At 67.4% G+C, this 12184-nt stretch carries 11 protein-coding genes; 2 read left to right on the top strand and 9 right to left on the bottom strand.

All coding sequences use genetic code 11. The annotated features are described in order from the left end of the window. The first annotated feature begins 5 nt into the window (after window positions 1-5). Window positions 6-998 (top strand): LysR family transcriptional regulator, encoded by a 993-nt coding sequence (locus ACWF4Z_RS11055; RefSeq protein WP_452242816.1) that lies wholly within the window; start codon window positions 6-8, stop codon window positions 996-998. Here the strand turns inward: ACWF4Z_RS11055 and ACWF4Z_RS11050 are convergent. From ACWF4Z_RS11050 to ACWF4Z_RS11030, 5 genes are all read right to left on the bottom strand, one after another. Next, on the bottom strand, window positions 898-2595 hold the full coding sequence (locus ACWF4Z_RS11050; protein WP_452242815.1) for an ATP-binding cassette domain-containing protein: 1698 nt from the start codon (window positions 2593-2595) through the stop codon (window positions 898-900). The two genes, ACWF4Z_RS11055 and ACWF4Z_RS11050, sit on opposite strands and share 101 nt — an antisense overlap. 155 nt (window positions 2596-2750) lie before the next feature. Beyond that, on the bottom strand, window positions 2751-4064 hold the full coding sequence (locus ACWF4Z_RS11045; RefSeq protein ID WP_452242814.1) for a M16 family metallopeptidase: 1314 nt from the start codon (window positions 4062-4064) through the stop codon (window positions 2751-2753). Beyond that, a complete protein-coding gene (locus tag ACWF4Z_RS11040) occupies window positions 4061-6280 on the bottom strand; it encodes a polyribonucleotide nucleotidyltransferase (protein ID WP_452242813.1) in 2220 nt (739 codons plus the stop codon). Before ACWF4Z_RS11040 ends, ACWF4Z_RS11045 begins: the two co-directional genes overlap by 4 nt. 278 nt (window positions 6281-6558) lie before the next feature. Then, window positions 6559-6831, bottom strand: coding sequence for a 30S ribosomal protein S15 (gene rpsO / locus ACWF4Z_RS11035; protein WP_452242812.1), 273 nt, complete (start codon window positions 6829-6831; stop codon window positions 6559-6561). Between the two features lie 115 nt (window positions 6832-6946). Then, window positions 6947-7900 (bottom strand): bifunctional riboflavin kinase/FAD synthetase, encoded by a 954-nt coding sequence (locus tag ACWF4Z_RS11030; RefSeq protein ID WP_452242811.1) that lies wholly within the window; start codon window positions 7898-7900, stop codon window positions 6947-6949. Between the two features lie 118 nt (window positions 7901-8018). Here ACWF4Z_RS11030 and ACWF4Z_RS11025 point away from each other — a divergent pair, with 118 nt between their 5' ends. After that, on the top strand, window positions 8019-9035 hold the full coding sequence (locus ACWF4Z_RS11025) for an SGNH/GDSL hydrolase family protein (protein ID WP_452242810.1): 1017 nt from the start codon (window positions 8019-8021) through the stop codon (window positions 9033-9035). A gap of 109 nt (window positions 9036-9144) precedes the next feature. Here the strand turns inward: ACWF4Z_RS11025 and ACWF4Z_RS11020 are convergent, their stop codons facing one another. From ACWF4Z_RS11020 to ACWF4Z_RS11005, 4 genes are all read right to left on the bottom strand, one after another. Further along, a complete protein-coding gene (locus ACWF4Z_RS11020; RefSeq protein ID WP_452242809.1) occupies window positions 9145-10023 on the bottom strand; it encodes an NAD-dependent protein deacetylase in 879 nt (292 codons plus the stop codon). Window positions 10024-10132: 109 nt separating this feature from the next. Then, entirely contained in the window at window positions 10133-10915 is a 783-nt protein-coding gene (locus tag ACWF4Z_RS11015) for a DUF3039 domain-containing protein (RefSeq protein ID WP_452242808.1), read from the bottom strand. Window positions 10916-11178: 263 nt separating this feature from the next. Continuing rightward, window positions 11179-11577, bottom strand: coding sequence for a helix-turn-helix domain-containing protein (locus tag ACWF4Z_RS11010; RefSeq protein ID WP_452242807.1), 399 nt, complete (start codon window positions 11575-11577; stop codon window positions 11179-11181). 244 nt (window positions 11578-11821) lie between these two features. After that, window positions 11822-12184, bottom strand: coding sequence for a hypothetical protein (locus tag ACWF4Z_RS11005; protein WP_452242806.1), 363 nt, complete (start codon window positions 12182-12184; stop codon window positions 11822-11824).

Genomic DNA, 12184 nt, shown 5'->3' with positions numbered 1-12184 from the left:
GCGCAGTGCACCTGGAGTGGCTGAGGGTCTTCCGTGAGGTCGCGCTCCGCGGCTCGCTGACCGCGGCGGCCGAGGCACTCGGCTACACCCAGCCGACGCTGTCGCGACAGCTCACCGCGTTGGAGAAGGAGATGGGTGCGCGGTTGTTCGACCGGCTGCCTCGTGGGGTCCGTCCGACCGAGGCGGGTCGGAATCTGCTCGTGCACGCCGAGGCGGTGCTGGAGCGGGTCGAGCTGGCCCGCCGATCGCTCGATGCGCTGCGGACGCTCGACGCCGGGCGGCTCCGGATCGGTGCGTTCGAGAGCGCGGACGCGACTCTCGTCCCGCAGGCGGTCGCCGCCTTCCGGACCGCTCACCCGCAGGTGGAGCTGTCGCTGGTCGAGGGCAACAGCAGCACACACGTCGACCGGCTGCGGGCCGGCGAGATCGACGTCGCGGTGGTGAGCGCCTATCCGGAGCAGCCGCTCGACACCAGCCAACTCGAGCTGCACCACCTGATGAACGACGCCCTGCTCGTCGCGCTGCCGAGCGGTCACCGGCTCGCTGACCGCCGGACGTTGCGGCTGGTGGAGCTGGCCGAGGAGACCTGGGTCGAGGGGTTCCCGGACAGCGCCGCGACGCTGCAAGAGACGGGACTACGAGCCGGCTTCCGGCCGCGGATCGACTTCGCGGTCCGGGAGTGGACCGCCAAGCTCGGGTTCGTGGCGGCCGGGCTGGGGATCGCGCTCGTCCCGCAACTGACCGCGACGGCCACCCGCGCAGGCATCACGCTGGTACCACTCCGCGCCGCCGACACTCCAGTCCGGACCGTCCACGCCGCAACCTGGCGAGGAGGCACGAGAACGGCCGCGGTCGAAGCCTTCCTGCCCTGCCTCGACCAGGTCGCGAAAACCCTGCTCACTCCTGCTGTACGGCGAAAAGCCGGGCGAACCGCCCGTCCGGTCGAGCCATCAACTCCGAGTACGTCCCGGTCTGGACGACCGAGCCGGCGTCGATGACGTAGATGCGGTCCATCTCGCGCAGGGTCCAGGCCCGGTGCGAGACCACGATGGTGATCCGTTCGGCTTTCGTCCGCCGGAGCTCGGCGAAGATCTCCCGTTCCGCCTCGGCGTCGATGGCCGAGGTGGGTTCGTCGAGGATCCAGACGCCGGCGTCGCGCAGCCGGATCCTGGCCAGGGCGAGTCGTTGCCATTGGCCACCAGAGATGCCGCGACCGCCCCACTGCTGACCGAGCTGGGTGTCCAGCGGCAGGTCCGCGGCAAAGCTGCCCGCCAACGCCGCCCGGACCGCGGCATCCGAGATCGCGGCCGGCGAGCCGAGTGCGACGGCCTCGCGGAGAGTGAACTCGAACCGGCCGAACTCCTGTACCAGCAGGCCGAAGTGGCCGAGCCGCTCGGCCTCACTCAGCTCGGCCGCATCGCGCCCGTCGATGAGCACGCGGCCGCAATCGGGGCTCAGCCCACCGACGAGCAGATTGACCGCGGTCGACTTCCCGGCGCCGTTCACGCCGACGAGGGCGACCAGCTCACCTCGCCGAGCCGTGAGACACGCGTCCCGCAACGCCGGCTCGCCCGCTCCCGGATAGCTGAAGCGAACGTTGTCCAAGGCAACAGACTCGACCACCGGTACGACGGTCTGCGGCACCGTCCGTGGCACACTCCGGATGAACCGGCGATAGATCGCACTCTGCGGAGCCGCCATGACGATGGTGCCGAACGCGTACCCGCAGTGCCGGATCGCGTTCAGCCCGGAGATCGTGCCGGCGACTGCAGCGGCCGCCGCTCCCCCGCTTGCCCCGCCGGTGACGAGCGCGATCAAGGCACCGCCCAAGAGCACGGCGGTCGCGAGTGCCGCGGCCAGCTCGAGGGTCATCGCCGTACCGATCATCCCGTCCAGGACGCGGGTCGCTTCCGCGCGGCGATCCGCGACCACCGTGGCCACCTTGGCGCCGGAGCCGAGGACGGCAAGCTCGGTGCCCGAGCGTTGCTGGATCAACTGCTCGGTCGCGTACGACGCACGCCGTTCGTGCGTCGCGACCTGGGGCCAGCCCGTCGCCTCCATCCGGGAGATCAGCGTGAACACGCCGACTGTTGGCACGAGTGCCGCCAGTACCAATACTCCGGAGAACGGGTTGATCGACCAGATCGCAGCGCACAAGACGGCCGAGGTCACACCTGCGCCCAGCACCTGCACCGGCCGTGAGGCCACGTTGCTGAGCGGATCGGTCGCCGCCTGGCTGGCCTCCAGTTCGGTGACCACCTCGGGATCCGCGAGCCGGCTCGGACTCAGGCGGGCCGCGGCCTCGGCGAGCTCGACACGATAGTGCAGCCGAAGCCGCAGCATCATCCGCTGGCCGCCGGCATTCGAGACCTGGGTGAGCGGATACATCGCCCCGACCACCACGGTCAGCCCGAGCAAGGGACCCCAGGCGAAACTGTCGATCAACTGCTGAAGCAGCACGACCTGCAGGCCAGGCAGGACGGCCTGCAGCAGGACAAGCACCGAGCACAGCGTGAGCCGGCCCGGAGTGACCCGAGCCGCATCGGTCAAGGATTCGCGGGCAGTGGACAGCGCATCCCGAAGGGGAACGAACACAGTGATCCTCTTTCGCACAAGACAGGCCGGAGCCGCGCTGCGAAGTCAGCGCGGTATCCGTCGGCCGTCAAATGCGTGCCATCCCTCGAGTGGACTCCACTGTCCACTCAGCAAGGGATCCAGGGGCAGATCACGTGGTGACGTTGATCGGGATTCTACAGATTGAAGGCGGTCGTGTCCTCGTCGTACGGGCCCATCACGGTCAGCGCGGGGGTGCCGGCGTACAGGTCGGCGGCCAGGCTGGTGACGTCGTCGAGGGTGACGGAGTCGATGTGGTGGAGGATGTCGTCGACCGTGGGCAGCTCGCCGTAGACGAGCTCGGCCTTGGCGATCCGGGTCATCTTGGTGCCGGTGTCTTCCAGGCCCATCACGAGCGAGCCGCGCATCTGGCCCTTGCCGCGGAGGAGTTCGTCGGGGGTGATGGTGCCGGAGGCAATTGATTCCAGCTCGGCGCGGACCACGCCGAGGACCTCGGTGGCCTTCTTCGGCAGGCACCCGGCGTACACGCCGACCATGCCGGCGTCGGCGTACGCGGAACCGAAGGTGAAGACCGAGTAGGCCAGGCCGCGCTTCTCCCGGACCTCTTGGAACAGGCGCGACGACATGCCGCCGCCGACGATGCCGTTGAGGACGCCGGCCGCGTACCGCCTCGGGTCGCTGCGGATCAGGCCGGGCAACCCCAGGACGAGGTGCGCCTGCTCGACATCACGGTGGTGGACGCGCACTCCGCCGTACGTCGGGATCGGCTTGCCGGCTCCCCGTCGTACTGGCGCAGGCTCGGCCTCGGCGGTCACCCAGTGGCGCTCGAACGCCTTGCGGACCAGGCGGACCACGTCGGCGTGGTCGACGTTACCGGCGACCGAGACGACGATGTTGGACGGCTTGTAGCGCCGCCGGTACCACCCCACGACCTGCTGGCGGGACAGTCCGGCGAGGGTTTCCGGCGTACCGGTGATGGAGCGGCCGAGCGGGGACTTGCCCCACAACTGCTCGGCGAACAGGTCGTGGATGTGGTCCGACGTCTCGTCGGCGTGCATCGCGATCTCTTCGTCGATGACGTCGCGCTCACTCTCGACGTCGGCGCTCGTCAGCGTGGCCGAGGTGATCATGTCGCAGATGACGTCGACCGCGAGCGGCAGGTCGGAGTCGAGCACCCGCGCGTAGTAGCAGGTGTACTCCTTGCCGGTGAACGCGTTCATCTCGCCACCGACGGCGTCGATCTCGGCGGAGATCTCCAGCGCGTCACGGCGTTCGGTGCCCTTGAACAGCAGGTGTTCGAGGAAATGCGTCGCACCGGCCAACTGCTCCGGCTCGTCGCGGGAACCGACGCCGACCCACACGCCGAAGGTGACCGAGCGGAAGCCCGGCACGGACTGGGACACAATCCGGAGCCCGGAGGGCAGAACGGTCCGTTTGACTGGACCGCCCGCCTCCGGGCTCAGGAGAGTGCTGGTGATTGCTCTGCTCACTCGGCGGAGTCAGCCGCCTTCTCGTCGGACTTGTTGTCCTCACCCTCGATCACCGGGATGAGCGACAGCTTGCCGCGGTCGTCGATCTCGGCGATCTCGACCTGGAGCTTCTGGCCGACCGAGAGCACGTCCTCGACGGCCTCGACCCGCTTGCCACCGGCCAGCGGACGCAGCTTGCTGATGTGCAGCAGGCCGTCCTTGCCCGGCAGCAGGCTGATGAACGCACCGAAGTTGGTCGTCTTCACGACCGTACCCAGGTAGCGCTCACCCTTCTCCGGCATGGTCGGGTTCGCGATCGCGTTGATCGCGGCCCGCGCCGCCTCGGCCGACGGACCGTCGGTCGCGCCGATGTAGACGGTGCCGTCGTCCTCGATCGAGATGTCGGCGCCGGTGTCCTCGGTGATCTGGTTGATCATCTTGCCCTTCGGGCCGATGACCTCGCCGATCTTGTCGACCGGGACCTTCACCGAGATGACCCGCGGTGCGAACTCGCTCATCTCACCCGGCGCGTCGATGGCCTTGGCCATCACGTCCAGGATCGTCAGGCGAGCGTCCTTGGCCTGCTTCAGCGCACTGCCGAGGACGCTGGCGGGGATACCGTCCAGCTTGGTGTCCAGCTGCAGCGCGGTGACGAAGTCCTTCGTACCGGCGACCTTGAAGTCCATGTCGCCGAACGCGTCCTCGGCGCCGAGGATGTCGGTCAGCGCGACGTACTGCGTCTCGCCGTCGATCTCACCGGAGATCAGGCCCATCGCGATCCCGGCGACCGGCGCCTTCAGCGGCACACCGGCCGACAGCAGCGACAGCGTCGAGGCGCAGACCGAACCCATCGAGGTCGAACCGTTCGAGCCGAGCGCCTCGGACACCTGACGCAGCGCGTACGGGAAGTCCTCGCGGGACGGCAACACGGGCACCAGGGCTCGCTCGGCCAGCGCGCCGTGACCGATCTCGCGACGCTTCGGCGAACCCACCCGGCCGGTCTCACCGGTCGAGTACGGCGGGAAGTTGTAGTTGTGCATGTAGCGCTTGCGCGTCTCCGGGGAGAGCGTGTCCAGCTGCTGCTCCATCCGGAGCATGTTCAGCGTGGTGACACCCAGGATCTGGGTCTCGCCGCGCTCGAACAGCGCCGAACCGTGCACGCGCGGGAGCACCCGCACCTGCGCCTTGAGCGGCCGGATGTCGGCCAGCCCGCGGCCGTCGATGCGGACCTTCTCGGTGAGCACGCGCTGGCGGACGAGCTTCTTGGTCAGCGAGCGGAAGGCTGCGGACAGCTCCTTCTCGCGGCCCTCGAAGTCGGCGGCGAGCTTGTCCACCACGGCCGCCTTGACGGCGTCGGTGGCGTCCTCGCGCTCGTGCTTGCCGGCGATCGTCAGCGCCTGGCTGAGCTCGTCGGTCGCAGCGGCCTCGACCGCGGCGAACGCGTCGTCCTGGTAGTCCGGGAAGACCGGGAACTCGCCGGTCGGCTTGGAAACCTTGGCGGCCAGCTCGGACTGCGCGTCGACCAGCGTCTTGATGAACGCCTTGGAGGCCTCGAGGCCCTCGGCCACGATCTCCTCGGTCGGCGCCTGCTTGCCGGCGGCAACGGCCTCGAACGTGCCCGGGGTGGACTCGGCCTCGACCATCATGATCGCGACGTCACCGGTCTCGGTCACGCGACCGGCGACCACCATGTCGAAGACCGCGTCCTCGAGCTCGGTGTGGGTCGGGAACGCGACCCACTGGGTGCCGATCAGGGCGACGCGGGTGGCGCCGATCGGGCCCGAGAACGGCAGCCCGGCGATCTGGGTGGACATCGACGCCGCGTTGATCGCGAGCACGTCGTACAGGGTGTCCGGGTTGAGGGCCAGGACGGTGATGACGACCTGGATCTCGTTGCGCAGGCCGGAGACGAACGACGGCCGCAGCGGGCGGTCGATCAGCCGGCAGGTCAGGATGGCCTCCTCGGAAGGACGGCCCTCCCGGCGGAAGAACGAGCCCGGGATGCGGCCCGCGGCGTACATCCGCTCCTCGACGTCCACCGTCAACGGGAAGAAGTCGAACTGGTCCTTGGGCTTCTTGCTGGCCGTGGTGGCCGAGAGCACCATCGTGTCGCCGTCGAGGTAGGCGGCGGCCGAACCGGCGGCCTGCTGGGCCAGACGGCCCGACTCGAAGCGAATGGTGCGGGTACCGAAACTGCCGTTGTCGATCACGGCTTCAGCGAACTCTGCGCCCTCCATGGGCGCGTTTGTGGATCCCGACACGGGATACCCCTCTCTCACAGTGTGACGACTGCGAGGCGCGAGCTTCCGGGGTGCCGGTCTTCGATCGAGGCCCGCGGGTGTCTGTGCTGCTGCACCCGAAAGCCACTACCGAGGACCGGTCGTCCTCCCGCCACGCGCTTCGCGTCGCCTCGTACGTCTTACTGTATTCAGTTGTGAATCCGCATCCGTGCTTGGTATTGGACGCGGATACGCGAGGAGCGGCCACCCGAGCTCGGGGGCCGCTCCTCACGACGTCATCGGCGAAGGCCGAGCCGCTCGATCAAGGACCGGTAGCGGTTGATGTCCTTCTTCGCCAGGTAGTTCAGCAGCCGGCGGCGCTGGCCGACGAGCAGCAGCAGACCACGACGGCTGTGGTGGTCGTGCTTGTGCTCCTTCAGGTGCTCGGTGAGGTGCGTGATGCGGTGCGTCAGCAGCGCGACCTGGACCTCGGGAGACCCGGTGTCGCCCTCGGTCAGGGCGTACTCACCCATGATTTGCTTCTTCGTTGCGGCATCAACAGATGACACAGGGATCCTCTCGATTTCCGTTGCGCGGCGCACCGGGGCTTCTTCACCCGAGCACTCTCTGTCCGCGGCCGTTCAGACGGCAGCAGCCAGAGTATCAGTCCGTGGACGCGTCACCCTAATTCTGGGTAAGGACTCGGCGGGCTTGGTCGACATCGGCTTTCATCTGGACGAGGAGCTCGTCGATGGTGTCGAAGCGGATCTGGGTACCGCGCAGGCGGGCGACGAAATCGACCGCGACGCGGGCGCCGTACAGCTCGAGGTCGTCCCGGTCGAGCACGTACGACTCCACCCGCCGGTCCATGCCGTCGAAGGTGGGGTTGCTGCCGACGCTGATCGCTGCCGGGAGCGGTTCGTCGTACGACGGCGCACCCTCGAGGACCGTCAACCAGCCCGCGTACACGCCGTCGAGCGGGATCGCGGCCGTCGGGTCGGCGGGGATGTTCGCGGTCGGATAGCCGAGCTCACGACCGCGCTTGTCGCCCTCCACGACGACGCCCGTGACCCGCAGCGGCCGGCCGAGCGCCGCGGCGGCGGCCTCGACGTCACCCTCGGCGATCCGCTCCCGGATGTACGTCGACGACCACGGCTGCTCGTCTCCCGCCAGGCTCAGCCCCTCGACCTGGAACCCGGCCTCGGCCCCGGCCGCGATGAGCGTGTCCACGTGCCCGGCCGCCTTGTGGCCGAAGCGGAAGTTCTCGCCGACCACGATCGCTTTGGCGTGCAACGTTCGTACCAGCACGCGGTCGATGAACTCGTCCGGCGGCCAGCTGGACACCTCTTTGGTGAACGGGAGAATCAGCACGGCGTCGGCGCCGTACCTGGTCAGCAGCTCGGCCCGCTCCTCGGGCTCACTGAGCATCTGCGGCGCGTGATCCGGCCGCAGCACCCGCATCGGGTGCGGGTCGAAGGTGAGCGCGACCACCGGGAGGCCACCCAGCTCGGCTGCCAGCGCCTTGGCGTGCGCGAGCACCTCCTGGTGCCCCCGGTGTACGCCGTCGAAGTTGCCGATGGTGACGACCGTCGGCCCGAATTCCGGGCTGACCTGGTCCAAACCGTGCCAGACACGCATGACAGCAGGATTCCATGTCCGTCCGAATTTCCCTGCACCAGGTCCACGATCACCCCTTGTGATCGAGCGGTAACTCAACCTAGGGTGGGGCCCGCATGCCAAGCCTTGGGGAGGTCTTGTGAAGGTACGTCGGCTGATCGCCACCTGTGCGTCGTTCGTTCTGGTCGGTTCGCTGCCGGTGGCTCAGGCGTCGGCTTCGCCTGGTATCGAGCACAGTTTCAGGCATTATGTGGCGCTCGGGGACTCCTACACGTCCGCGCCGCTGGTGCCCTTGCCGGATCTGCTGTCGCTCGGGTGCGTGCGCTCGTACAGCAACTATCCGAAGATGGTCGCGGCGGCGCTGCACATCTGGCGCTTCACCGACGTCAGCTGCGGCGGCGCCGACACCACGAACATGACGCAACCGCAGACCACGCCGCTCGGGACGGCCGCGCCGCAGTTCGACGCGCTGACACCGGACACGGATCTGGTCACGCTCGGGATCGGCGGGAACGACTTCGGCGTGTTCGGCGACATCGTCGGCACCTGTCCGGGGCTGCGGGCCTCGGATCCGACCGGGTCACCGTGCCGGGCGCACTTCACGGTCGGCGGTGTGGACACATTGGCCGCGCGGATCACCCAGACGCAGGCGCGGATCGCGACTGTTGTCCAAGGCATCAAACAACGGTCGCCGAAGGCAACGATCCTGCTGATCGGATACCCGAAGATCGCGCCGGAGCACGGCACCTGCCCGTCGATCCTTCCGTTCGCGGACGGCGACTACAGCTACCTCTACTCGATCGAGCAGGCGCTGAACTCGGCCGTCGCCACGGCCGCGGCGGCGAACGGAGCGACGTACGTCGACACCTTCGGCCCGTCCACCGGACACGACGCGTGCGCACCGGACGGTCAGGCGTGGATCCAGGGCAAGGACATCAATCTGCTCCGGGCGCTCAGCTATCACCCACGCTTCGAAGGTCAGGCCGGCGTCGCGTCCCTGACCGTCAAGACGCTGGCCGGCGCACCTGCCGTGGTCACCGCGGCCGAACAATCCTCGTGGGCCGCTCAGGCTCGCACCTTGTCGCGGCAAGCCGCCGCGTCACCCCAGGCCGTCAAGGCCTCCGTGGACCGTCTACGGACCAGCGCGCAACGCTGACCCTTTCCAGTCCGTACGACGGACCCCGGGCCGAACCACCTCACGCGTGGTTCGGCCCGGCGGTGTTTTACGGCTGGTTGTGGTTCGGCTTTGACAGCTGGTTCGGCTTTTACAGCTGGTTGGCGAGGGTTGTGAGCGCTTCGCCGAGCGGGAGGTTGACCCGGTAGGTGGCGTACGGGTCGCCGCGGGTGATGCCCTGGTTGATGATCAGGACCGGCGTACCGGACTTGGCCGCGTGACGGACGAAGCGGAAGCCGGACATCACCGTGAGAGATGAGCCCAGGACGAGCACGGCGTTCGCGTGGTCGATCAGGTTGTAGCAGCGCTCGACGCGCGGCTTCGGCACGTTCTCACCGAAGAACACCACATCGGGCTTGAGCCGGCCGCCACAGTTGGTGCAGTCGACGACAGTGAAGCTGCGGACGATGTCCTCGGGCAGCTCGACGTCGCCGTCCGGGTTGATCCGCGTCGCTTCGCCTTCGAAGTCGGGGTTGGCCGCGCGTAGACGACGATCGTGAGCTTCGCGGGCGGACGTCGTACCGCAGTCGAGGCAGATGATCCGATCGAGATTCCCGTGCAGCTCGATGACGTCGCGGGCGCCAGCAGCTTGGTGCAGGCCGTCGACGTTCTGCGTGATCAGCCCGTCGAGGTAGCCACGCGCTTGCAGCGCCGCAACCGCCCGGTGCCCGTCGTTCGGATCGGCCCGAGCAATCGTCCGCCAGCCGAGGTGACTACGCGCCCAGTACCGCTGCCGTCCCGTCTCACTCGTCGCAAAGTCGCCGAACGTCATCGGCGTATGCGTCCGCAAAGTCCCCGTCTCACCCCGGTAGTCCGGAATCCCCGACTCGGTCGAAATCCCAGCCCCACTCAGTACGACAACACCCCCACCAGCCACCACCTCGGCAACCGCCCCAACATCGGCAGCCCCCGGCCCCAACGCCAAAACCTCAGGCCCAGGAGCCCACTGCAAAGTCGGACGAGAACGCACACCACAAGCGTACGTGCTCACAGGAATTCATCCCCCCGCCTCCGACACGCGCCCTCCTCCGTCACGTGCTACGCCGCCCACCCAGCGCGTCGGCGTCGTACGCGAGTCGCTAGTCGGGCAACTCCGAGAGTCGCGTTGTGCAGATCTCGCACTGCGGGATTGCCTCGTGATCCTGTGTGGGCACGAAGTACACACCACAGAGTCCCCGGACGGCGTGGCCGTGGATTGTGCTGCCGGCGAGGTGCGCGCGATGCGTGTAGTGGCTGGTTGTTCCTGGTTTGGACACTGCCAGGTCATTCGTCTCGACGATGTTCTTGAGCTCGGCGATCCGTCCGGTCCAGGCCCCCGGGTCGCCGATGTTCGAGTAGGTGTCCTTGAAGCGGTCCCAGCTTTGCTCTGGTGGACTGATGCTGATGAGGACCCTCACTGTGAGCTGCCACAGGAGGCTGCTTCCCGCATACCCCGGGAAAGGAATAATCTTGAGGTCGATTTCGTCAGCCTGGTATCCATCGTCGCGTACTGGGGTGACGGAGAGGTCTGCCACTGCGAGCGTTCCCTTCGTAGGAACTGGATGGACCACCTCGATTCGATGGCTCCCACCTGCGTGTACGACGCGTAGGGCATCGAAGACCTGCCGTTGAACCCGAAGCTCCCATTCTGTCCGAAGCCTCGATGCGGTTTCATGCTTGAGGAGCCGCCGATCCTCGTCCGACGGCAGCCAGCGGCTCGAACTCCCCGAGTCGTTCTCTCGCTTGATTCGCTGATAGAAGTCGTCGCGATCCTCGTGACCGCCCTTGGCGAGGCCGCCCACCAACAGCCAGCACACTCCAAGAGCAGCGTCCTCCCAGACGCCGCCCCGCCACTGCGAGTTCTTGATCTCCAGAAGGCGCATCTGAGTCGAACTGGAGATTGGCCCGACGCAGTTGTCGTCACGCGGGTCAGCGCCGAACGACTCGGCTGCCTTGGTGATGATCGGGTGGGGCAGTTCGCTCAGGGGATGGAGCTCCTGGTACGCACCTCTGGCGAGATTCCGTTGGGGATATGGCGACGTCCAGTCACTTGTCAGGTCTTCGGTGAGTACGCGAAGGGTAGGTCGGGCGCGGCGGCTGTGCACGCACCAATTCTGCCTAAGGGTGCGCGCATCAGCACAATCCGTTACAAGAGGTCGGCGATCTCGTCTGTCGCCGCGACAGCTGTCTCACGCTGATGCGCGAACCGCTCGGCGAGTTCGCGGCGATCGTGGTCGCGCTGCGCCTCGAATGCGAGCAGGTCGCGCGGGCGGATACGACGGTCACGGCCGACGCGGTGGAATGCGATCTCGCCGCGATCCAGGAGCTTGTAGAGGTGCGTACGGCTCATTCCGAGACGCTCGGCGGCCTGATTCGGCGTTAGCGCGCCGGAATCACCGCTGACGATCAACTCGTCGGCTTCACGAGCACAACGGCTCAGACTCAGCAGGACAGCACGAAGCTCAGGGCCGACCTCGGACTCGGCGAAGTGTTCGAGTGCATCCAACTGCTCAGCGGGAATCTTGGCGGTCTCGAAGGTCTTCATGGCTGCCACCTGATCATAATAGTCATAGATGACTCAGATGTCACAGATGACTTTATCGGGGATCGGCATAACCATCAACCCGGGGCGAATGGCTCAGTGGACCAGCCATGTTCAGGAGGCCAGCACCACACCTAAACCGCCAACCGCGATTCCCCGGAGTACTCGGCCTGCGGGCGGTAGCCCGCAGATCGCAGCGGCTGCCGTGATGCGTTTGCGACGCGGCTTCATGCGTGCGTGCTGACAGTTACCGGTACGTGCGCCACAGTCGGTGGCTGGCCAGCACCAGCCCGACTGCTAACGCCGTCACCACGGCCTGGCCGAATCGGGCCAACCCGGAATCGAAGTCCAGCACGTAGATCGCGTACCCGTTGGCCAGGGCGTCAGCGATCAGGACCGCGCTCCCCAACGCGAGCCCCACCCGCCGACGAGCCCAGATCAGTAGCGCACTGGTCGCGTCCAGTCCGATCAACACGGTGTAGAACCCGGCCAACCAGCCGGGGAAGTCGGCGTACGCGTCGATGCCCCGGGTGAGGAAGTCGTAGGCATGGACGACGGTCCCGTAGGCAAAGACGGTGATGGCGGCGGCTCGGACCGCCCGTTCGAACAC

This window comes from Kribbella sp. NPDC055071 (assembly GCF_053608045.1).
The sequence above is the reverse complement of the archived record's forward strand: the minus strand, read 5'-3'. Positions and strand labels throughout refer to the sequence as shown.